Consider the following 24,470-nt stretch of genomic DNA (forward strand, 5'->3'; position numbering starts at 1 on the left):
AATTGACGCTCCGAACGAATACCGTAAAAATATCCAATAAACATCATTTTAAATAAAACGATAGGATGGATTGAAGGACGTCCATTGTTTTCACAGTAATAAGGGCGTAACTTCTCTTCAATAAAATCAAAACTAATTGTCGCTTCGATCGCACGAAGGAAATGATCTTGTGGAACCAACTCTTCTACAGAAACAGATACACGTTCATCACGATGATTTTTTAAAGCACCCATCATAAAAAATCTCTCCTTTACCTCTTTTTATCAGTGTTGACACATAAAAAGAGGTTCAGACACAAAAACAGGCTGTGGAGAAGACTTTCTCCACAGCCTGACCACTATTAATAGTGGTGTTTTTCGTTTTTATCAATTACTTTTTTCAAAAGCTAGTTTAACACCAAATCCAATTAGGACGATTCCTGTTAGCCCTTGAATATAACGTTGCGTCTTCGGTTTTTTCATAAAAGCACTAATTTTATCAATTAACAATATATAAAACGCAAACCAAATGGCAGTTAAAACGAGGTAAGTAAGGCCCATTACAAGAAGTTGAATAAATGTATTATGATTTGGATTTAAAAATTGCGGTAAAAAAGTTAAAAAGAAGACTGCTATCTTAGGATTTAATAAATTCGTTAGAAATCCTTGGCGAAAGCAAGAAGTATGTTTGTTTTCATTATTTAAAGATATATCATTTGTATCTATGCCTTCTTTATTTCTTACTGCTAAAAGGGCTTTAATACCGATATATATTAAATAGAGAGCCCCAACGTACTTGAAAATAGAAAATAAAAGAGCTGACTTTACAATAAGTGCAGAAAGACCAATTATAGCAGCTAAAGTATGAATTAATAGTGCAATACATGTACCAAACACTGTTTTCACTCCACCGACTTTACCAGCAACCAATGTGTTTTTCGTAGCCATTGCTGTATCTGGACCAGGTAAAATGATAAGGCAAATAGACATAATGATGAAAAGAAGATAATTTTCTATCATAGCCGCCCCTCCTTTTTATTTTTAGAATATTTGATTAAAATCAGTGTAGCACAAAAATGGATTTAATAAAATTAAATTTTATTAAAAATTATTAAATAAAAAAGGCTATATAGTAGCTGTAATTTCACTACTATATAGCCTCGATTTTATCCCGCTATTTGCGGGTAGTAAGATTTCCACCGCACAAGATTTAGCTGAAGCAAAGAAGTTAGGTGGGGGATGAACAAAACACCCACGCATTACAGTTTCATTTTATGCATTAAGTAAGTTAAAGAAACGATTCACATCTTCTTCTGAAACGTCACTTAACTGTTTATATTTATAATTCGGATTTTGATCTTTATCAACGACAACGGAGCGTACTCCTTCGAAGAAATCTTCATGTCTCATGAAATTTTTAGCAAGTATAAGGTCCGTAGCGAAGCATTCTTCAACGGATTTATCTTGTCCATCAATAAACTGTTTTAATGTTACTTTGAGTGAAATAGGGGATTTTGATAACAGTGTTTCTTTTGTTTTTAGAGCAAAGGAACTTTGATCTTTCTCCAATGAATGGATGATTTCTTCAATTGTATCGAAAGCAAAATGTGAATTGATTACTTCTAATGAAGGAGTCAGCTCGCTTTCTAAGTTTGGAGCAGTTGCAAATGTATGAATAACTTCTTTTAAATTAGTATGTACATCATCTTCTTTATGCCAATTTACACTTTCAAGTTCAGTAAGAAACTCTGGTAATGAATCAGATGTCATAAAGTAATCAGCAGCATTAATAAATAATACGTCAGAAGCTTTTAAAATAGATGCTGTTAAAGCAACGAAGCGTCCTGTATATCCAGGTGCTTTATTTAAGAAATATGCAGCTCCGACGTCTGGGAAGAAGCCGATATTCATCTCTGGCATTGCCCATTTCGTACGTTCAGTTACAATGCGATACTTCGCACCATTTGTAAGACCGACACCACCGCCCATTACAATTCCATCTAAACAAGCAATAATCGGTTTTGTATATTGATAAATATATGTATCAATTTCATACTCTTCTTCAAAAAAACGTTCTGCATGTTGCAATGCCACTTCATTGGAACGCGCTTCATAAAGAGTTTTAATGTCGCCACCTGCACAAAAACCTTTTGTGCCAGCTCCTTTTAACACGATAAGTGCAATACGCTCATCGTGTTCCCACTCTTTAAGTTTTTGTCCGATAGGTTGTAACATGTCATAAGATAAAGAATTAAGTGCTTTTGGACGGTTTAAAGTAATTGTTGCAACGCCGTTTTCACTAACAGAAAATAAAACGTGTTCAGTCATAATGCATCCTCCCTTACATATCTTCTTATTCTTAATTCTTGATATGTACTGAAATGTCCTTTATAAATTTTGTCAAAAGTTGACGGTAAATATTAATTTGGTCACCGCATATTTTGACGAGTTATCTTTGCAGGATTTCAGAGACTGAGGGGGAATATTACAACATTACTGTAAGTGTAATTATTTGAAGTTATTATGATAAAAGCGCTATTATATAGGTGTGAATTGTTCATTATCAATTCTAAAAAGAGTGTTTGAAGAAAAAATGAATCGTACAATTGTAATAAAAAATTTTACACTGAATTAGAAATAGAGAAAGGAGAAATCGGAATGCCAGGACCTTTACTATTGTCGGTTATTATTTTGTCTTCTTTAATGATAGGGATAACGCAGTATTTTCATCATACAGATACGACAGAAGAAGTGAAGGATAAAGTACGTCTCGTATTTCCGATTTTTATAATATCTATTTCATTCTGTATTTTATTAAATAAAGATGGGTACATTGTCGCAGTGTTCTCATTTTTCGTCGCAATCGTTTTAATTACCGTTTTATATTATGTAATGAAAGACTTTATACAAAAATAAAGATGTCACAATAGGCATTTTTATTTTGGAGAAAATATAAAATTTCACATACCGTACTTTATATAAAATACATAAAACATATAACAATAGAAAAGTGTGTACTTTGCTGTGTATGTACTTGTCAATCTTGCATAGCCACTATACTATTAAAATGTAGAGATTATAAAAAGGGGTTGTATCTATCATGAAATTTGAGATGCACACAAAAATTATTTCAAATGAAAAAGAAGTAAGATTACATATTGAAGAAAATATATTTCAATTAATATTGGATGGTTATCACTTATTTACAATTCAAGAAATATTGCCTTTATATAAATCAAATGAAGAAAGAATTGGAAGTGCAACGATATTGAAGCTAGAGTGGGAGAACGGAAAAACTACAATAAACTATCAACTCGTTTCACTAAAATCAGTAAATTAAAAGGAGTAGAAAAATATGAAGTTATTTCATACAGCGGATTGGCATTTAGGTAAGCTTGTTCATGGCGTGTATATGACTGAAGACCAAAAGATTGTATTAGATCAGTTTGTACAGGCTGTTGAAGTAGAAAAACCAGATGCTGTAATTATTGCAGGTGATTTATATGACCGAGCAATTCCACCTACAGAAGCAGTAGACTTATTAAATGATGTGCTGCAAAAAATAGTTATTGATTTACAAACACCAGTTATTGCAGTAGCTGGTAATCATGATAGTCCGGATCGTATCCATTTTGGGAGTAGTTTAATGAAAAAACAGGGATTACATATTGCAGGCCAATTTCAATTCCCGTATGAACCTGTTGTACTAAATGATGAATATGGAGAGGTTCACTTCCATCTAATACCGTATGCAGACCCAAGCATAGTTAGACACGTGTTGAAAAATGAAGACGTACGTTCTCATGATGATGCGATGCGCATTTTTATGAATGAGCTCTCTGAAACAATGGATAAAGAAGCTAGACATGTATTTGTTGGACATGCATTTGTAACTTCTTCAGGAGAAGCGGAGGAGAATACAAGTGATGCAGAACGACCACTTTCAATTGGTGGTGCTGAATATGTAAATAGTCATTATTTTGATAAGTTTCATTACACAGCGCTTGGACATTTACATCAAGCGCATTTCGTACGTAATGAGACCATTAGATATTCAGGTTCACCACTTGCCTATTCAATTTCTGAAGAGAAACATAAAAAAGGTTATTACATTGTAGAACTGAATGAAACTGGTGAAGTAGCAATTGAAAAAAGGTTACTTTCACCACGTCGTAAAATGCGAACAGTAGAAGCGAAAATAGATGAATTATTACAGCACCCAGTAAGTGAAGATTACGTATTTGTAAAATTATTAGACGAAAACCCTGTCTTACAGCCAATGGAGAAAATACGATCTGTATATCCAAATGCAATGCACGTTGAAAGAGCGATGCAAAGGCGAGAACTCACAGATACAAATGAAGTAACGGTTTCAAGACATAAAACGGATGATTTATCTCTTTTAAAGGCTTTCTATAAAGAAATGAAAGGGTTAGATTTATCAGAAGAGAAAGAACGCCTATTTATAGATGTATTACAAACAGTGCAAGAACGGGAAGGTGAACGAGGATGAGACCGATTCAGCTTATTATGACAGCATTCGGGCCATATAAACAGAAAGAAGTAATCGATTTTGAAGATCTTGGAGAACATCGTATTTTCGCTATTTCTGGGAATACGGGAGCTGGAAAAACAACGATTTTTGATGCGATTTGTTATGTGTTATATGGTGAGGCTAGTGGAGAAGAACGTAGTGATACGAGCATGCTTCGAAGTCAATTTGCTGATGATGATGTTTATACAAGTGTAGAACTAACCTTTCAATTAAAAGGGAAACGCTATGAAATAAAAAGACAACTTGGACATAAAAAACAAGGGAATAAGACCATTACAGGACATGCAGTAGAATTATATGAAGTTATTGATGGAGAAAACGTTCCAGCCGTCGATCGTTTTCATGTAACAGACGTAAACAAAAAAGTGGAAGATTTAATTGGGTTAAGTAAACATCAATTTAGTCAAATTGTTATGTTACCACAAGGTGAATTCCGAAAACTATTAACATCTGAGACGGAAAACAAAGAAGAGATTTTACGTCGTATTTTTAAAACGGATCGTTATAAATTAATGCGTGAGTTACTTGATCAAAAGAGAAAACAATGGAAAGATGTTTTACAAGAAAAACAAAAAGAGAGAGAGCTCTATTTCCGTAATGTTTTTAAATTACCAATCCGTGATGGAGCATTATTAGAGACATTAGCGGCACAAGAACATGTAAATACGCATCAAGTAGTAGAAGCGTTAGAACAAGAAACAACAGTGTATAAGGCAGAGGTTGAGCAATTACAAGTAGAACAAGATGTTCAAACGAAGCAATTAAAGGATGCAGAAACACGTTTTCATGCAGCAAAATCTGTAAATGAGAAATTTATAGATTTACAACAAAAGAATGAGAAATATAACACTTTACAAGAGAACCGTGCAGCAATTGAAAGGAAAGAAAAATCCTTTAAACGTGCGGAACAAGCAAAGCGCTTATTACCATTTGAACAATGGTATGAAGAAGCAATGCAAAATGAGCAGAAAGCTGAAAGTTTGTTAAAACAGATAATCGTCAAACAAGAACAGATAATGAATAGTTTTGAGCTTGCTCAGGAGAAGTATGAAGTAGTAAAGAATAAAGAACTTGAACGAGAAGAGGCTAAAAAACTTGTTCAAAGATTAGAAGAGTTACAAGCGATCATTGAATCATTAGCTGAGAGAAAGCTGAATTTACAAAATGCCGAAATTCAAATAGGGAAATTAAAAGAAAGTATGCACAAGTTGGATCAACAACTAGAAGAGCATACAAGTCAAAAACAGGGAATGTCTGATGAATTGCAGCAATTAGAACAAGCACTTGAGCAATATGTAGCTAAAGTAGAAGAACTAACGAATATGCGAGAAGATGCAAAAGTTTTAAAGCAAGCATATGATGTTTGGCAAGAAAAACAAAAATTTGAGCAAGAAAAAGAGGCGGCAAATAATAAAATGCAAGTGGCAGTTCGTGCATATGAAAACATGGAGCGCCGCTGGTTAAGTGAACAAGCTGGTATATTAGCTCTTCATTTACATGATGGTGAATCTTGTCCGGTATGCGGTAGTACGAATCACCCGCAAAAAGCTACAGAGCAAAGTAATGCGATCGATGAAAAAGAGTTAAACGATTTAAGAGATAAGAAGAACATAGCTGAAAAATTACATGTGCAAGTAGAGGAGAAATGGAATTTCTATCGACTACAATATGAACAAGTGATAGAAGAAGTTGTGAAGCGCGGCTACAACTCGGAAAAATTAGCTGAAACATATAGTGCACTTGTTCAAAAAGGAAAACAATTAGCAGCAGACGTGAATACGTTAAAAGCAAGTGAAGAAACACGTAAGCAGATTGCTGTGAACATGAAAAGCGTAGAAGAAAAAATAGAAGAACTTCAGAAACAAAAACGGGAAGTAGAAACAATGCAGCACCGTACAGAAATGGAGTGCATGCAACTTCGTACGTCATATGAACATGATAAACGAAATATTCCAGAAAACTTACAAACAGTACAAGCTTGGAAAGCACAGTTGGACCAAGCTATGCAGGAACTTAGGTTAATGGAGGACGAATGGAAGAAAGTGCAGGAAGCGTATCAGCATTGGCAAAATGAAAATATACGTATTCAAGCAGAACAGAAAGGTGCTTCTAATCAATTTGAAAGTGCAAAATTGAAGAAAGAAGAAACTTTCGCACGCTTTATGAGAGAGCTAGAACAAAGCGGGTTTACAGATCAATTCACGTATAAAGAAGCCAAATTAAGCGATGCCCAGATGGAGATGTTACAAAAAGAAATTCAAGGTTATTATTCATCTCTCGAAGTGCTTGCAAAACAAATTGAAGAGTTAAACTCAGAATTAAAAGATAAAGAGTATATGGATATTACATCTTTAGGTGAACACATAAAAGAACTAGAAATTAATCTCGATATAATTAAAGAAAAACGTCAACGTGCGCAAAATGCGGTAACATATATTTCTGATTTACATGAAAACATTAGACGTATTGACGAACAAATTCACGAGGAAGAAAAAGCCTTCCAAGAACTTGTTGATTTATATGAAGTAATGAAAGGTGATAACGAAAGTCGTATATCATTTGAACGTTACATCTTAATTGAGTATTTAGAACAAATCGTTCAAATCGCAAACGAACGACTACGTAAATTATCAAATGGACAATTTTATTTAAAACGAAGTGAACGAGTTGAAAAAAGAAACCGTCAAAGTGGATTAGGCTTAGATGTGTACGATGCATACACTGGCCAAACGCGCGATGTAAAAACATTATCCGGCGGAGAGAAATTTAACGCATCACTTTGCTTAGCGCTAGGAATGGCAGATGTAATTCAAGCATATGAAGGTGGTATTTCCATCGAAACAATGTTCATCGATGAAGGGTTCGGTTCATTAGATGAAGAATCATTAACGAAAGCAGTAGATGCCTTAATTGACTTGCAAAAATCAGGCCGATTTATCGGTGTCATTTCACACGTACAAGAGCTGAAAAACGCAATGCCGGCTGTATTAGAAGTAACGAAGCAGAAGGATGGGTGTAGTCAGACTAGGTTTGTGGTGAAGTAAGCTTAGAAAATGGAGTAGGGAATCTACCGATACTTTTAGTGTCATATGTATGAAAAATAAAACGTCGTCTCTTCATTGGAGGCGACGTTTTATTTTATAAAATATCTATGAATTATCTGTAGAAGGCGGCGTATTCTCCAAACGATTATAAGTTTTAAAGGCTGAAATTGCCGAGATAACCCCGCCTACTAAAAATAAAGCGGATCCTCCAACTAAGATGATACGACTGACATATGTTTCCCGTGCTTCTTCGACTTCTTCTTGTAACGTTGTAGGCATATGAATTCCCCTTTATAAAAGTTGTTTTATAAATAGTATATACAAACGCCTAAAATGTGTTAAAATAACTGATGATTTTATGCAGTGGGTAATTAGATGAGTAGGATGCGAGTGGCTAAATAAATCTTCATCACAAATTTATGCGAACTTCACATAGAGCACATATTAACATTGTATTATGTATATGTACCAAATAAATAAATAAAGTGAGTGTAAGTTCTGTTTTCAAAAATTTAAAATCCTTTTATTTCTATATGAAAGTTTTAATCAAGGGTTTTAAAAAATTTGGAAATAGATCTTATGAATATGGAATTCATATAAAAGGGGAATGTCTTATGACAACATATACGAGTGAAATGAGAAAAACTTTAGTTTCAGAAGAAGATGTAGATATTTTAAAAATTATGGCGCATCCAATCCGACTGCAAATTGTAAATGAATTAAGTACGAGAAAAACTTGTAATGTAACACAATTAACAGAGTTACTGAATATTCCGCAATCTACTGTTTCACAACATTTATCAAAAATGAAGGGTAAAGTGTTACGAGCAGAGAGAAGAGGTTTAGAAATTTATTATCATATTAACAATTTAAAAGCGAGTAAGATTGTTAATGTTTTAGGGTATATAAACTAGTGAAATATTTTTATATAAAATAGCCCCTGCTGTTGAGCAGGGGCTATTTTGTGTTGTTTTATGTATTTGTATTTAAAACTTTATAGTTTTTATGATTTACAATTGTTCGATCAAATTCAAAAGTACCACCGCTTACATTTGTAATTTCAACTAAGACCGATTCAGTATAAAGTTTTAGTACAGATCCTGTAATCTTTAAATTGTTTCGTTGAAAAAGTATAGTATCCCCTACGTTTGCTTTCATAGTACCTCCTTAAAGACAGAAATATTTTTTATTATATATATTAAACCACGGATAGATATATTAGTGAATATTTAGTTTTATTTATTGAAAAAAAATTTGTGATTTTATAAAAATAAGGTACATCGAAGTATAAAAATTTTTTCTACTTGTAAAGGAAAATTTTAATTTAGCAATTGTATAACATGAGACATAATTTTTATAAAAGAAGATGATAAAACAGTTGTAAGTTGTATTGAAGCTAAACATTATAAAAGCTACTTATGTATTTAATCAGTAGTTTTTTGTATTTCGTCCTTCGTTTTCTGTAACTGATTCCATGTTTTTGACGCTCTATCTTGTAAGTGCTTACATAAGCGGAAACATCTTATATAATGAAGGTGTTAAATCAAAAGAGGTGACCAAAATGAACATAAAAAAAGTAAATTTAGCGAATAGCATTGAAATAGAAAGAGGAGGCGGAAAGGTATGAAAAAATCAACTGTTAATCCATGGTTTGTTGTCTTTGGCACAGTTATAGTACAGATGGGGCTTGGAACGATATATACATGGAGTTTATTCAATCAGCCTTTAGTTAGTAAATACGGTTGGAGTCTTAACGCTGTTGCGATAACTTTCTCAATTACTAGTCTTTCTTTAGCATTTTCAACTTTATTCGCGAGTAAATTGCAAGAAAAATGGGGACTTCGTAAACTTATTATGATAGCTGGACTAGCATTAGGACTAGGATTAATACTTAGTTCACAAGCTTCCTCATTGATATTGCTTTATGTACTAGCAGGAGTTGTTGTAGGTTATGCAGATGGTACAGCATATATCACTTCACTATCAAATTTAATAAAGTGGTTTCCAGAGCGTAAAGGTTTAATTGCTGGTATTTCTGTCTCTGCATATGGTTCAGGTAGCTTAATCTTTAAATACGTTAACGCACAGTTGATTGAATCAGTTGGTGTATCGCAAGCATTTATATACTGGGGTTTAATTGTTACAGCTATGATTGTAATTGGTGCTTGTTTAATCCATCAAGCTGCAGATCAAGGAGCAGTTCATGAAACAAAAACTAAGGAATACACAACGAAAGAAATGTTAGGCACAAAACAAGTATACTTATTATTTATAATGTTATTTACATCATGTATGAGTGGCTTATACTTAATTGGTATGGTAAAAGACATTGGTGTTCAACTTGTAGGACTGAGCGCAGCAACAGCAGCTAATGCGGTGGCTATGGTTGCAATCTTCAATACATTAGGTCGTATTATTTTAGGACCGTTATCGGATAAAATTGGTCGTTTAAAAATCGTTACTGGTACTTTTGTTGTTATGGCGAGTTCAGTCTTAGTTCTAAGTTTTGTAGATTTAAATTATGGTATTTACTTCGTATGTGTAGCAAGTGTAGCGTTTTGCTTTGGTGGAAATATCACTATTTTCCCAGCTATTGTTGGCGATTTCTTCGGTATGAAAAACCATAGTAAGAACTACGGAATTGTGTATCAAGGATTTGGATTTGGGGCGCTTGCAGGTTCCTTTATCGGTGCACTTCTAGGTGGATTCAAACCAACGTTCATGGTGATCGGTGTATTATGTGTCGTGTCATTCATTATCGCAATTTTAATTCAAGCACCTAAACAGAAAAAAGAACACGAAGAAGAGTATCGCAGCGTAGCATAAGTATATAAATCTTCTATAACACTATGATTACGAAAAAGCATCCTATTCTATTAATTGGGATGCTTTTTTTATGAGTTATTTTAACAAGGTTAAATTACTTTTGGGATTTTTATAGATGTAAAAGTGAGTGGAATACCTATTTGGATTATATTGGAATATGATAAATTGATACATCGTATTCGAAATATATATTAAATCTTAAATGATAAAGAAGACATTCATTAGCATTTGTAAGATATATTTTCAGAAAAATATTGAGAAAATATATACTTGAGTTTTTCATAAAGCATTGTAAATGAACGTATCTCTAGTTTATCTTCTTCAATTTTAAAAAGAGGAGTTTGAATTTTATTTATAATATAAGTACATTTAATACGTTTAGATATGATTTTATTAAGAAGCATTAAAATGCTTTGTCTGAAAAATAAAAAAAGATTGACAAGTTTATTGAGAAACATTATCATTTAGGTGTAAGATGGTAAATGAAAAACATTATCAATAAAATGGATTTTAAAGTAATGCGCACTTGACCAATTAGTTTAGTAAGTGTATTATTTTTTACAACACTAATGATAATGAAAATCAATATCATAACTATTAGTGTTACTTAATGAAATTAATGTTTATGTGAAAGGATAGAGAAAATGAACTTAGGGGAATTTGATGGGAAAACAGTTTTAGTAACAGGTGCAGCACAAGGAATAGGCAGTGTCGTTGCCAAAATGTTTTTAGAAAGAGGAGCCACAGTTATTGCGGTTGATCAAAATGAAGAGGGGTTAAATGTACTCTTAAATCAAAATGAATTAAATAAAACACGTATGAAAACGTTTCGTTTAGATGTGAGTGATAGCGCTGCTGTTGAAGACATTGTAAATCATATTGCAAATGAAATAGCGCCAATAGATATTTTAGTAAACGTTGCAGGGGTTTTACGTATGGGAGCAATTCATTCGTTAAGTGATGAAGATTGGAATAAAACATTCTCTGTAAATACTACAGGGGTTTTCAATATGTCCCGAGCGGTAAGTAAAAATATGATGTTAAGAAAATCAGGGGCAATTGTTACAGTCGGTTCAAATGCGGCAAATACGCCGAGAATGGAGATGGCTGCGTATGCTGCGTCAAAGGCTGCAACGACGATGTTTATGAAATGTTTAGGACTAGAGCTTGCGGCATACAATATACGCTGCAACTTAGTTTCTCCAGGTTCTACTGAAACTGAGATGCAAAGATTACTATGGACTGATGAGAATGGAGCTAAAAATATAATTGCTGGTTCTCAAAATACATATAGACTCGGAATTCCATTACAAAAAATTGCACAACCTTCAGAAGTTGCTGAAGCAGTGTTATTTTTAGCTTCAGATAGAGCAAGTCATATTACAATGCACAATTTATGTGTCGATGGTGGTGCTACGTTAGGAGTTTAATAAAAATTCAGGAGGTTATTATATTATGAATGAACATACAGCTGTAAAGGAATTGTCAGAAAAACTTTTAGAAGATTATAAGACTGAATCTTCATTCTTTTTCGCTTCACCAACTCGAACGATATTAGCAGAAGGAGAGTTTACTACAGTAAAGCATCGTGAAATTGAAAGTTTCCCAGAGCTTGTGCAAGCGACATTAAGTAATGCGAAACAAGCTGGAAATCCAAATCCTATCGTTGTGGGTGCTTTGCCATTTGATCGTAGAAAAGAAGTCCAACTTATCGTACCAGAATATAGTAGAATTTCTGAGCGTTTACAATTGGATACAACAAATCAGCTTGAAACAAATGAGAACGTAACATTTGAAATGACGCCAGTACCAGACCCTGAAGTTTATATGAATGGTGTGAAGCAAGGAGTTAAAAAAATACAGGACGGTGATTTGAAGAAAATCGTTCTATCTAGATCGTTAGATGTTAAATCTTCCGAAAAGATTGATAAGCAAAAACTTCTGCGAGAATTAGCAGAGCATAATAAGCATGGTTATACATTTGCTGTGAATTTACCGAAAGGTGAAAAAGAGAACAGTAAGACGCTAATTGGAGCAAGCCCTGAATTACTTGTTTCACGTAATGGTATGCAAGTTATTTCTAACCCGTTAGCTGGTTCGAGGCCACGTAGTGAGGATCCAGTAGAAGATAAAAGAAGAGCAGAGGAATTACTTTCTTCTCCAAAAGATTTACATGAACATGCGGTAGTAGTTGAAGCGGTTGCCGCTGCACTTCGTCCGTATTGTCATACATTACATGTTCCAGAAAAGCCATCAGTTATTCATAGTGAAGCGATGTGGCATTTGTCTACAGAAGTGAAAGGTGAACTTAAGGATCCAAATACTTCTTCTTTACAATTAGCAATTGCCCTTCATCCTACGCCAGCAGTTTGCGGAACTCCGATGGAAAAGGCAAGAGAGGCTATACAGCATATTGAGCCATTTGACCGCGAGTTCTTTACAGGAATGCTAGGATGGAGCGATTTAAATGGAGATGGAGAATGGATTGTTACAATTCGTTGTGCTGAAGTACAAGAAAATACACTTCGTTTATATGCAGGAGCTGGAGTTGTTGCTGAGTCAAAACCAGAAGACGAGTTAGCAGAAACATCAGCTAAGTTCCAAACAATGCTAAAAGCTTTAGGGTTAAGAGATAGTTCACTTAATGAAAAATAGGGGGAAGAAAGAATGCTAGTAGGTTATACGGAATGGCCAAAAGAATTTGCCAATCGTTATCGAGAAGAAGGGTGTTGGCTTGGTGAAACATTTGGAGGAGTGTTAAGAGAGCGAGCTGAGAAATATGGAGATCAAATCGCGGTTGTAAGCGGTAAGACGCATGTAACGTACAGTGAACTTGATAAAAAGGTAGATCGTTTAGCAGCAGGTTTACTGAATTTAGGAATAAAGAAAGAGGACAGAGTTGTAATCCAGTTACCTAACATTATCGAGTTTTTCGAAATATGTTTTGCACTATTTCGAATTGGAGCGCTTCCTGTCTTTGCACTGCCTTCACATCGAAGCAGTGAAATTAGTTATTTTTGTGAGTTTGGTGAGGCGAGCGCTTATGTTATTTCAGATAAGGCCCTCGGTTTTGATTATCGAAAACTAGCAAGAGAAGTGAAAGAGAAAGTGCCAACTTTACAACATGTAATTGTAGTGGGAGAAGAGGAAGAGTTTGTGAACATAAATGATCTGTATATGGATCCCATCTCATTGCCAGAAGTTCAGCCAAGTGATGTTGCATTTCTCCAATTATCAGGAGGGACAACAGGTCTTTCTAAATTAATTCCTAGAACACATGATGACTATATTTATAGTTTACGTGTTAGCGCTGAAATTTGTAATTTGAATGCAGAAAGCGTCTATATGACAGTTCTTCCAGTAGCACACAATTATCCAATGAGTTCTCCAGGAACATTTGGAACTTTCTATGCGGGTGGAAAAGTGGTATTGGCAACTGGTGGTAGCCCAGATGAGGCATTTGCTCTTATCGAAAAAGAAAAAGTTACAATTACAGCGCTCGTTCCGCCATTAGCAATGATTTGGCTTGATGCTGTATCTTCTCGTAATGCCGATTTATCGAGCCTAGAGGTTATTCAAGTAGGTGGTGCTAAGTTTAGTGCTGAGGTTGCAAAACGTATACGCCCTACATTTGGATGTACGTTACAGCAAGTATTCGGTATGGCGGAAGGATTAGTGAACTATACAAGATTAGACGATCCGGAAGAAATTATTATTCATACACAAGGTAGACCAATGTCTGCACTCGATGAAGTACGAGTTGTTGATGAAAATGACAACGATGTAAAACCTGGCGAAGTAGGTAGTTTATTAACACGAGGTCCATATACAATTCGTGGTTACTATAAAGCCGAAGAGCATAATGCACGATCATTTACAAAGGATGGATTTTATCGTACAGGAGATCTTGTAAAAGTAAATGAACAAGGATACATCATTGTAGAAGGAAGAGATAAAGATCAAATTAACCGTGGTGGTGAGAAAGTTGCTGCGGAAGAAGTTGAAAATCATCTATTAGCACACGATGCGGTTCATGACGTAGCAATTGTATCTATGCCTGACGATTATTTAGGTGAACGCACCTGTGCTTTTGTTATAGCTCGCGGACAAGTTCCAACTGTAAGTGAATTAAAAATGTTTTTAAGAGAACGTGGTATAGCGGCTTATAAAATTCCAGATCGAATTGAATTTATTGAATCATTCCCGCAAACAGGAGTCGGAAAAGTCAGCAAAAAAGAACTACGTAAAGTCATTGCTGAAAAACTTATTACAGTAAAACAATAATAAAAACCGGAAGGAAGTGATTAGATGGCTATCCCATCTATTTCAGTATATAAAATGCCAATTGAATCAGAACTACCAAAAAATAAAGTGAATTGGACACCAGATCCGAAACGTGCAGTACTTTTAATTCATGACATGCAAGAATATTTTCTTGATGCATATAGCGATAAAGAATCACCAAAAGTAGAACTTATTTCAAATATTAAAATGATAAGAGAAAAATGTAAGGAACTTGGTATACCAGTTGTTTATACAGCACAACCTGGTGGGCAAACGTTAGAACAACGAGGTTTATTACAAGACTTTTGGGGTGACGGTATTCCTGCTGGACCAGATAAAAAGAAAATTGTTGATGAACTTATTCCTGATGAAGATGATATATTCCTAACAAAATGGAGATATAGTGCATTTAAAAAGACAAATCTATTAGAAATTTTAAACGAACAAGGAAGAGATCAACTTATTATTTGCGGTATTTATGCGCATATTGGCTGTCTTTTAACAGCTTGTGAAGCGTTTATGGATGGTATAGAACCGTTCTTTGTAGCAGATGCAGTTGCTGATTTTTCACTAGAGCATCATAAACAAGCATTGGAGTATGCATCTAATAGATGTGCAGTAACGACATCAACAAACCTACTGTTAAAAGATTTACAAAGTGTAAAAGGTGATGAGAGTGAAGGAATCACTATACAGGAAGTGCATGAACTAGTTGCACAACTACTTCGTGAGCCAGTAGAGAGTATTGATATTGATGAGGACTTATTAAATAGAGGGCTTGATTCGGTCAGAATTATGAGTTTAGTAGAGAAGTGGCGTCGTGAAGGGAAAGAAATCACTTTTGCAGATTTAGCAGAACGTCCAACTGTTTCAGGTTGGTACAGTTTACTATCTTCACAAACAGCACAGGTGCTGTAACAAATAGACTACATAATAAAGGGGTAGTAAAGAATGCCTAACAGTCAAAAGATTCGTCATTCGTTATCATCTGCGCAGTCTGGTATGTGGTTTGCGCAACAATTAGATCCGCTTAACCCAATTTATAATACTGGGGAATATGTAGAAATAAACGGAAATATTCATCAAGAAATTTTCGAATTAGCTGTACGTAAAGTTGTAATAGAAGCAGAAGCACTTCATGTTCGCTTCGAAGAGGATGAAATTGGCCCATGGCAAGTTATTGAAGAATCACAGTTTTATATGCATTTTATTGACGTTCGTAAAGAAGAAAACCCTGAAGAAGCTGCTAAAGTATGGATGAAAAATGATTTATCTATGCCCGTCGATTTGAAAAAAGATATTTTATTTACGGAAGCACTTATTCAAGTTGAAAATAATCGTTTCTTTTGGTATCAGCGCATCCATCACATTGTGATGGATGGCTATGGCTTTTCACTTCTTAGCCAAAAGGTAGCGAATGAGTATACATCACTTATAGAAGAAACAAACAAGAATGAAAAGCCATTTGGTTCTCTTACAAAAGTTGTACAAGAAGATATTGAGTATCGTGAGTCTAAACAATTTCAGGAAGATCGTACTTTTTGGTTAGAAAAGTTTGCAGATGAACCAGAAGTTGTAAGTTTGGCAGAACGAGCACCGAGAACATCAAATGGCTTTTCACGAGAAACAGCTTATTTATCTAGTTCTAGCACGAAAACTTTACTAGAAGATATCAATATTTCGTTAACAAGTTGGCCGGAATTCATTGTCGCTGTAACAAGTATTTATATGCATAAATTAACAGGTGAAAATGATATTGTTTTAGGTTTACCGATGATGGGGCGTCTAGGTTCTGTATCTATTCATACACCAAGTATGGTAATGAATTTAGTACCACTGCGTCTCACTGTAACTCCAAATATAACTCTTGCGGAATTATTGCAGCAAGTTTCTAAAGAAATCCGAGATGTACGTCGTCATCATAAATACCGTCATGAGGAATTAAGAAGAGACTTAAAGTTACTAGGTGAAAATCAAAGGTTGTTTGGACCGTTAGTGAATGTCATGCCTTTTGATTACGGGCTTAATTTTGCTGGAAATCGTGGTATTACGCATAACTTATCAGCAGGACCTGTAGATGATTTATCAATAAATGTATATAAACGTTTTGATCAAAATGAGCTAATGATTCATTTTGATGCGAATCCCGAAGTATATAATGGCGCGGAGCTAGCATTGCATAAAGAAAGATTTATGAATCTATTTGAATCAGTAATAAAGAATTATGAGAAAAACGAGTCGATTGGAAAAATAAACATTACTCTGCCTGAAGAAAATCATAAAGTTTTATTGGAATGGAATGAGACGAAGGAAGATGATGAGTTAATCAGTCTACCTATATCATTTGAAAAACAAGTGCAAAAAAATCCAAATAAACTAGCGATTACTTGTGACGGTATAAACCTTACGTATAAAGAGCTAAATGAACGAGCGAATGAACTAGCACATTATTTAGTAGAAGAAGGAATACGACCAAATCAGTTTGTAGCTTTAGTATTCCCTAGATCAATAGAAATGGTAGTTAGTATGCTAGCAGTCTTAAAGGCTGGTGCAGCATATTTACCAATAGATCCAGAATACCCAGCAGAAAGAGTTAATTATATAGTAGATGATGCAAAACCAGTTTGTATCATAACACATTCATCTGTTTCATCTAAGTTAGTTATAGAAAATGGTATGAAAAAAATTGTATTAGATGGCGAAGAAACAAAACTAGCGTTATATACATATTCTCGTATGAATATAGCATGTAAGAATGATGTATCACTTTTAAACCCAGCCTATACAATATATACTTCAGGCTCAACAGGAAACCCAAAAGGTGTAATTGTTCCTATGAGAGGTTTAAGTAACTTTTTAATGGCTATGCAACAAAAGTTTTCGTTAAATGAAAATGATCATTTATTAGCAGTTACAACTTTTGCGTTTGATATTTCTGCTCTAGAAATTTATTTACCTCTTATTAGTGGTGCAAGTTTAACAATTGCGCAAAAAGAAGACATACAAGAGCCTTCTGCATTAACGACACTTTTACAAGAAGAAAGAGTGACCATTATGCAGGCTACACCGACGCTTTGGCAGGCGTTAGTAACTGATTATCCAGAGAAGCTACAAGGGCTAAATATACTTGTTGGTGGTGAAGCTCTTCCAGCGCATTTAGCAAATAAATTAAAAGAATTAGGTTGCTCAATAACTAATTTATATGGACCAACTGAAACGACGATTTGGTCTACTTTCATGAACATTGATGAAAGTGAAAAGGGTATACCTCCTATTGGAAAGCCAATTTCCAATACAGAAGTGTATGTATTGGATGCAGGGTTACAACCAGTTCCATCTGGAGTTATTGGTGAATTATATATTGCAGGGGAAGGACTTGCAAGCGGATATTTAGGAAAACCTGAGTTAACAGCTGAACGGTTTGTTGCAAATCCTTATGGAGAATCAGGGAAGCGCATGTACCGTACAGGAGATCTTGTGAAATGGCGTAGTGATGGTGCGTTAGAGTACATTAGTCGCGCAGATCATCAAATTAAAATTCGTGGATTCCGAATTGAATTAGCTGAAATTGAAACGGTATTACAACGACATGAAAATATTCAACAAGCGGTAGTAATGGTACGAGAAGATCGCCCAAATGATAAACGCATCATTGCATATATCATTGCAGAAGAAAAGGAACCGATTAATCTTTCAGAAATTCGTTCTTATGTTTCAGAAAGTTTAGCGAATTATATGATACCATCGGCATTTGTTGTGCTAGGAGAATTACCATTAACGCCAAATGGTAAGGTTGACAGAAAGAAATTACCTGCGCCTGATTTTAATGGAATGAACAATGAGAGGGTTGCTAGAAATCCGAAAGAAGAAATATTATGTGATTTATTTGCAGAAGTACTTGGTGTTTCTCGAATTAGTATTGATGATAATTTCTTTGAAATGGGTGGACATTCCCTTCTTGCATCTCGTTTAATGGCAAGAATTCGTGAAACGTTAAGTATGGAATTAGGTATCGGGAAACTATTTGAATCACCAACTGTTGCCGAACTGGCGAAACAATTAAACCATGCAAAAAGTGCAAGACCAGCTATTCAGAAAGCAAGTAGGCCAAATGAAGTTCCACTTTCATTTGCACAGCGCAGGTTATGGTTCTTAAATTGTTTAGAAGGTCCAAGTCCTACTTATAATATTCCGCTAGTCATTCGCATGAATGGAATATTGAATGAGGAAGCATTACAAGGTGCTTTTTATGATGTAGTTGAGAAACATGAAACACTTAGAACAATTTTCCCTAACGTATTAGGTAGTTCCTATCAGAAAATTTTAGATATGGAAAACTTAAATCTAGAAATGATTATAACAAAAACATGTAAAGATGAATTAGAAAGTGTACTTTCAGAGGCGGTAAGATATAGTTTTAACCTCGATATTGAGCCGGCAGTTCGTTTGCAACTTTTTACAGTGAGTGAAAACGAACATGTATTATTAATTCTATTACATCATATTGTAGGTGATGGCTGGTCATTACAGCCGTTAACGAGAGATTTTACAGCGGCGTATAAGGCACGATGTCAAGGTGACAGAGTTCAGCTGGAGACACTTCCAGTTCAATACGCAGATTATGCACTTTGGCAACAGCAATTGCTAGGTGATGAAACGACACCAGAGAGTCTTATTTCAACACAATTAGATTTTTGGAAAGAAGAACTTAAAGGTTTACCAGATCAAATGGAGTTACCTACAGATTTCCAGCGTCCAATTGAGACGAGTTACCGCGGGGAAACAATTCATTTTCATATAGATGAAGGTATGCATAGTAGGTTAGTAGAGCTTGCACGTAAAAATGGAGTTAGTTTGTTTATGGTGTTACAAGCAGGGCTTAGTGCACTATTTACAAGATTAGGTGCAGGCACTGATATACCAATTGGAAGTCCGATTGCTGGAAGAAATGATGATGTACTTTCAGATATTGTTGGTTTATTTGTAAATACATTAGTGTTACGTACAAATACTTCAGGAGATCCAAGTTTTAAAGAATTATTAAATAGAGTGAAGCAGGTAAATCTTACAGCTTATGAAAATCAAGATGTTCCATTTGAAAGGCTTGTTGAAGTGTTAAATCCAGTACGTACTCGAAACAGCCACCCGTTGTTTCAAGTTATGTTAGCTTTTCAAAATACACCAGAAGCAACGTTTAATGTACCAGATTTAGAAGCGAGCCTTGAAATTCAAAGCGTCGGTTCTGCAAAATTTGATTTAACATTTGAAATTAGTGAGAGTAACGGGGTTGATGGTACTCCGAACGGTTTACATGGATTACTAGAGTTTAGTACCGATTTATATAAACGTGAAACGGTTCAAAAACTAATAGAACGATTCATTTTGTTATTAGATGATGCGGCGACAAATCCGGATCAATCCATTGGAAGATTAGAAATATTAACTTTAGCAGAGAAAAATACAGTATTAGAAAAGTGGAATGGTGGTTTTCAAATTGCACCAGAAATGACATTGCCACAATTATTTGAAAAACAGTCTCATATAAATCCAAATTCTATTGCTGTTGTCTTTGAAGATAAGAAATTAACTTATGAAGAGTTAAATAGAAAAGCAAATAAAATAGCTCGATTCCTAATAGCAAAAGGGATTGGTCCTGATCAACTCGTTGCTTTAGCGATGCCAAGATCATTAAACATGGTGGTAAGCTTATTAGCTGTTCTTAAAGCTGGTGCTGGATACCTTCCGTTAGATCCAGATTACCCAGCAGATCGTATTTCATTTATGCTACACGATGCGAAACCATCATGTGTTTTAACGAATTCAGAAGTGGAAATTGAATGTGACGAGGCACTAAAAGTTTTAGTTGATGATGTGAAAGTAATAGCAGAAGTTGAGAAATATAGTGAAGACAATATTGATGAAGTGGAACGAATTAAGCCATTATCTCCATCACATATTGCTTACGTTATTTATACATCAGGCTCAACGGGTAGACCGAAAGGCGTTATGATACCTCATCAAAATGTAGTAAGACTTTTAGGGGCAACTGATCATTGGTTCCAGTTTGACGGAAACGATGTTTGGACGATGTTCCATTCATACGCTTTTGATTTCTCGGTTTGGGAAATTTGGGGACCTTTATTATACGGAGGGCGTTTAGTTGTAGTGCCACATACTGTAAGTCGCTCGCCGAAAGAATTTTTACAGCTTCTTGTTAAAGAAAAGGTTACGGTTTTAAATCAAACTCCATCAGCGTTCTATCAATTGATGCAAGCAGATCGTGAAAATGAAGAGATTGGCCAAAAATTATCTTTACGATATGTTGTTTTTGGAGGAGAAGCACTTGAGCTAAGTCGCTTAGAAGATTGGTATAGTCGACATCCTCATAATGCACCAAAGCTTATTAATATGTACGGTATTACGGAGACGACAGTGCATGTTAGTTATATTGAATTAGATGAAACTATCGTCTCTTTACGAGCAAATAGTTTAATTGGGTGCAGTATACCTGACCTTAAAGTGTATGTGTTAGACAACTATTTACAACCAGTGCCACCTGGAGTAGTTGGAGAAATGTATGTTGCAGGTGCAGGGCTTGCGCGTGGATATTTAGGAAGAGCAGGATTAACGGCTGAACGCTTTATCGCAGATCCATTTGGCAAGCCAGGTATAAGAATGTATCGTACAGGAGACTTAGCTCGCTGGCGTAAAGATGGGACGCTAGATTATATAGGACGTGCAGATCATCAAATAAAAATTCGTGGATTCCGAATTGAATTAGGAGAAATAGAAGCAGTCATAATGAAGCACCCTAAAGTTGAGCAAGTAGCCGTTATTGTACGGGAAGATCAACCAGGGGATAAACGGTTAGTTTCTTATATCGTCGCATCAAATGATGAAGAGATTGATACGAATGAAATGCGTCAGTTTGCTAGTGGTAGTTTACCAGATTATATGGTTCCATACGCTTTTGTAGTAGTAAATGAGTTACCTTTAACTCCAAACGGTAAATTAGATAGAAAGGCATTGCCAGCTCCAGAATTTATCGCATCATCTTCTAGTCGTGGTCCAAGAACACCGCAAGAAGAAATGTTATGTGACTTGTTTACAGAAGTGCTAAGTGTACCTCAAATTGGAATTGATGACGGATTTTTTGATCTTGGTGGGCATTCACTCCTTGCAGTACAGCTTATGAGCCGCATTAAAGAGGCGCTTGGAGTGGAACTAAACATTGGCACTTTATTTGCAGCACCGACTGTTGCAGGGTTAGCTGAAAGACTTGAGATGGGGAATGGTCAAAGTGCACTTGATGTGTTGCTTCCATTACGAGCAAGCGGGGATCAATTACCACTATTTTGTGTACATCCAGCAGGTGGATTAAGTTGGTGCTATGCAGGACTTATGAAATCTTTAGGAACAGATTATCCAATCTATGGTGTACAAGCACGTGGTATTGCTAAAAATGAAGAACTTCCAAAAACTTTAGAGGAGATGGCGGCGGATTACTTGAAACACGTTCGTGAAGTACAGCCTCATGGACCATATCGTTTACTAGGCTGGTCGCTTGGAGGAAATGTTGTGCATGCAATGGCGGCGCAACTACAAAATGAAGGGGAAGAAGTAGAATTACTCGTTATGCTTGATTCTTATCCTGGACACTTCTTACCGAATACGGAAGCGCCTACTGAAGAGGAAGCGTTAATAGCATTACTTGCTTTAGGCGGATATGACCCAGATAACATGGATGGTAAACCACTTACAATGGAAAGTGCAGTTGAAATCCTTCGTAAAGATGGAAGTGCATTAGCAAGTCTTGAAGAAGAGACTATATTGAATTTGAAAGAAACATATGTAAATTCAGTAGGGTTGTTAGGGAAATATGTACCGAAAGTTTATAACGGAGATATCTTATTCTTTAGATCTACTGTTATACCAGATTGGTTTGATCCTATTTCTCCAAATACGTGGCTAAATTATTTAGACGGGCAAATTGTGCAGCACGATATTGATTGTAGACATAAAGATCTATGTCAGCCAGGTCCACTCACGGAAATTGGACAAGTATTAGCGAAATATTTGCAGAATAAGAAAGGGGTAAGTAGAGTATGACGAATCCATTTGAAAATGATAATTACACATATAAAGTATTAATAAATGAGGAGGGCCAGTATTCTCTCTGGCCTGCTTTTCTCGATGTACCTATTGGCTGGAATGTCGTATATGAAGAAGCTAGTAGGCAGAGCTGCTTAGAATATGTTGAATATAACTGGAAAGATTTGAATCCAAAAAGTAATCAGGTTCGCGAAAAAACATTAGCAGGAAAACGATAATGAAAGCAAAACTAAATCCAAAAGTAGTTGTAAGTATCGTGTATATAACTGCGATGTTTATGGCTGCGATGGACGCAACGATTGTAAATGTAGCACTGCAAACGATAAGTAGAGAACTACAAGTACCTGCATCTGCAATGGGGACGGTTAATGTTGGGTATTTAGTTAGTTTAGCTGTTTTCCTTCCGATTTCTGGTTGGTTAGGAGATCGTTTTGGGACGAAAAGAGTATTTTTAATTGCTCTTTTCGTATTTACAATCGCTTCTGCTTTATGCGGAATGGCTAACGATATTACTTCATTGAATATTTTTCGTATCATTCAAGGTGCTGGTGGAGGGCTTTTAACACCGGTCGGAATGGCGATGTTATTTCGAACATTTTCACCAAAGGAAAGACCGAAGATTTCCCGGTTCATTGTACTTCCAATTGCTGTAGCGCCAGCAGTTGGGCCTATCATCGGTGGTTTCTTTGTAGATCAAATGTCTTGGCGTTGGGCATTTTATATTAATGTACCGTTTGGAATCGTTGCATTGCTATTTGGACTTCTATTTTTAGCAGAGCATGTTGAAAAATTAGCTGGTCGCTTTGATTCTCTCGGTTTTATTTTATCAGCACCAGGATTTGCGATGCTCATATATGCACTCAGCCAGGGACCATCAAAAGGGTGGATTTCTCCAGAAATTATGAGTACCTGGGTAGCTGGGCTTGTATTCATTGCGTTGTTTATAATCGTAGAACTGAAAGTAAAGCAACCGATGTTAGATTTACGCTTATTAAAAGAACCAGTATTTAGAAAGATGAGCATTATATCATTATTTTCATCAGCTGGTTTATTAGGAATGTTATTTGTTTTTCCACTTATGTATCAAAATGTGATAGGAGTTTCCGCGCTGGAATCAGGACTTACGACATTTCCAGAGGCGATTGGATTAATGATTTCTTCACAAATTGTGCCATGGTCATATAAGAAATTAGGAGCCCGAAAGGTAATTTCTATTGGATTAATTTGTACCGCGGTTATCTTTATTTTATTAAGTTTTGTAAATCACGATACGAATCCGTGGCAAATCCGGGCATTATTGTTTGGCATCGGTATTTTCTTAGGTCAATCTGTCGGTGCGGTTCAATTTTCTGCCTTTAACAATATCACGCCGCCTTCTATGGGGAGAGCGACTACTATATTCAATGTGCAAAATCGATTAGGTTCAGCAATAGGAGTAGCTGTTTTAGCTAGTATACTAGCTGGTTTTGGAAGTAATAACGTTCAATCCGATTTTTTACCATATCAAGCAGCATTAATTGGATCAGCAATATTTTTGCTCATAGCACTACTATTTTCTTTACGTATTTCCGATAAAGAGGTAATGTCAAAGAAGAAAGAAAAAACATTATCAGTATCAGAAAAAGAGAAAGTACTTGTCAATGAATAACAATATACGTATGGTTTTTTATG

18 protein-coding genes are annotated in these 24,470 nt (G+C 35.4%); 13 read left to right on the forward strand and 5 right to left on the reverse strand.

The window, feature by feature from the left end; translation table 11 throughout:
• From C4S65_RS20755 to C4S65_RS20765, 3 genes are all read right to left on the reverse strand, one after another.
• Positions 1–236 (reverse strand): IS1182 family transposase (locus C4S65_RS20755; RefSeq protein ID WP_083530670.1); only part of this gene is annotated, 236 nt, incomplete at its 3' end.
• 129 nt (positions 237–365) lie between these two features.
• Positions 366–998 (reverse strand): LysE family translocator, encoded by a 633-nt coding sequence (locus C4S65_RS20760; protein WP_061667581.1) that lies wholly within the window; start codon positions 996–998, stop codon positions 366–368.
• 252 nt (positions 999–1,250) lie between these two features.
• Entirely contained in the window at positions 1,251–2,306 is a 1,056-nt protein-coding gene (locus tag C4S65_RS20765) for an enoyl-CoA hydratase/isomerase family protein (protein ID WP_061667580.1), read from the reverse strand.
• Positions 2,307–2,636: 330 nt separating this feature from the next.
• Between C4S65_RS20765 and C4S65_RS20770 the strand changes: the two genes are divergently transcribed.
• The 4 genes from C4S65_RS20770 (at position 2,637) to C4S65_RS20785 (ending at position 7,577) form a co-directional block, all read left to right on the forward strand.
• Complete coding sequence (locus C4S65_RS20770) at positions 2,637–2,894, forward strand: hypothetical protein (protein ID WP_001119409.1); 258 nt, start codon at positions 2,637–2,639, stop codon at positions 2,892–2,894.
• Positions 2,895–3,078: 184 nt separating this feature from the next.
• Positions 3,079–3,318: a DUF2584 family protein gene (locus C4S65_RS20775; protein WP_000667344.1), complete on the forward strand. Its 240-nt coding sequence runs from the start codon at positions 3,079–3,081 to the stop codon at positions 3,316–3,318.
• Positions 3,319–3,333: 15 nt separating this feature from the next.
• Positions 3,334–4,491 carry an exonuclease SbcCD subunit D gene (locus C4S65_RS20780; RefSeq protein WP_000765159.1) on the forward strand — a complete coding sequence of 386 codons (1,158 nt, stop codon included), beginning with the start codon at positions 3,334–3,336 and terminating at the stop codon, positions 4,489–4,491.
• The gene (locus tag C4S65_RS20785) at positions 4,488–7,577 is read left to right on the forward strand and encodes an SMC family ATPase (RefSeq protein WP_061667579.1); all 3,090 of its coding nucleotides are present in this window, start codon (positions 4,488–4,490) and stop codon (positions 7,575–7,577) included. Before C4S65_RS20780 ends, C4S65_RS20785 begins: the two co-directional genes overlap by 4 nt.
• A 105-nt stretch (positions 7,578–7,682) precedes the next feature.
• Here C4S65_RS20785 and C4S65_RS34525 read toward each other — a convergent pair whose 3' ends face one another.
• The gene (locus C4S65_RS34525; protein WP_001143355.1) at positions 7,683–7,856 is read right to left on the reverse strand and encodes a hypothetical protein; all 174 of its coding nucleotides are present in this window, start codon (positions 7,854–7,856) and stop codon (positions 7,683–7,685) included.
• A gap of 335 nt (positions 7,857–8,191) precedes the next feature.
• On the opposite strand from C4S65_RS34525, the gene C4S65_RS20795 reads away from it, so the two are divergent.
• Complete coding sequence (locus C4S65_RS20795; RefSeq protein WP_000214801.1) at positions 8,192–8,491, forward strand: metalloregulator ArsR/SmtB family transcription factor; 300 nt, start codon at positions 8,192–8,194, stop codon at positions 8,489–8,491.
• Positions 8,492–8,549: 58 nt separating this feature from the next.
• Here C4S65_RS20795 and C4S65_RS20800 read toward each other — a convergent pair whose 3' ends face one another.
• Positions 8,550–8,735: a YkvS family protein gene (locus C4S65_RS20800; protein ID WP_000646793.1), complete on the reverse strand. Its 186-nt coding sequence runs from the start codon at positions 8,733–8,735 to the stop codon at positions 8,550–8,552.
• Between the two features lie 465 nt (positions 8,736–9,200).
• On the opposite strand from C4S65_RS20800, the gene C4S65_RS20810 reads away from it, so the two are divergent.
• The 8 genes from C4S65_RS20810 to C4S65_RS20850 all read left to right on the forward strand — a co-directional run bounded on the left by C4S65_RS20810 (position 9,201) and on the right by C4S65_RS20850 (position 24,447).
• Positions 9,201–10,403: an OFA family MFS transporter gene (locus C4S65_RS20810; protein WP_000750105.1), complete on the forward strand. Its 1,203-nt coding sequence runs from the start codon at positions 9,201–9,203 to the stop codon at positions 10,401–10,403.
• 644 nt (positions 10,404–11,047) lie between these two features.
• Complete coding sequence (gene dhbA, locus C4S65_RS20820; protein WP_001048426.1) at positions 11,048–11,833, forward strand: 2,3-dihydro-2,3-dihydroxybenzoate dehydrogenase; 786 nt, start codon at positions 11,048–11,050, stop codon at positions 11,831–11,833.
• A 25-nt stretch (positions 11,834–11,858) separates the two neighbouring features.
• Positions 11,859–13,058 carry an isochorismate synthase DhbC gene (dhbC, locus tag C4S65_RS20825; RefSeq protein ID WP_001002142.1) on the forward strand — a complete coding sequence of 400 codons (1,200 nt, stop codon included), beginning with the start codon at positions 11,859–11,861 and terminating at the stop codon, positions 13,056–13,058.
• Positions 13,059–13,070: 12 nt separating this feature from the next.
• Positions 13,071–14,687, forward strand: coding sequence for a (2,3-dihydroxybenzoyl)adenylate synthase (locus C4S65_RS20830; protein ID WP_061666997.1), 1,617 nt, complete (start codon positions 13,071–13,073; stop codon positions 14,685–14,687).
• A gap of 24 nt (positions 14,688–14,711) precedes the next feature.
• Positions 14,712–15,605 carry an isochorismatase family protein gene (locus C4S65_RS20835; protein WP_001007248.1) on the forward strand — a complete coding sequence of 298 codons (894 nt, stop codon included), beginning with the start codon at positions 14,712–14,714 and terminating at the stop codon, positions 15,603–15,605.
• Positions 15,606–15,638: 33 nt separating this feature from the next.
• Complete coding sequence (locus tag C4S65_RS20840) at positions 15,639–22,796, forward strand: non-ribosomal peptide synthetase (RefSeq protein WP_097960476.1); 7,158 nt, start codon at positions 15,639–15,641, stop codon at positions 22,794–22,796.
• A complete protein-coding gene (locus C4S65_RS20845; RefSeq protein WP_000184057.1) occupies positions 22,793–23,017 on the forward strand; it encodes an MbtH family protein in 225 nt (74 codons plus the stop codon). Before C4S65_RS20840 ends, C4S65_RS20845 begins: the two co-directional genes overlap by 4 nt.
• Positions 23,017–24,447 (forward strand): MDR family MFS transporter, encoded by a 1,431-nt coding sequence (locus C4S65_RS20850; RefSeq protein ID WP_098838373.1) that lies wholly within the window; start codon positions 23,017–23,019, stop codon positions 24,445–24,447. Before C4S65_RS20845 ends, C4S65_RS20850 begins: the two co-directional genes overlap by 1 nt.
• Positions 24,448–24,470 lie beyond the last annotated feature (23 nt).

Origin of the sequence: Bacillus sp. ok061 (assembly GCF_900108285.1) — a bacterium.
Lineage (GTDB): Bacteria > Bacillota > Bacilli > Bacillales > Bacillaceae_G > Bacillus_A > Bacillus_A thuringiensis_S.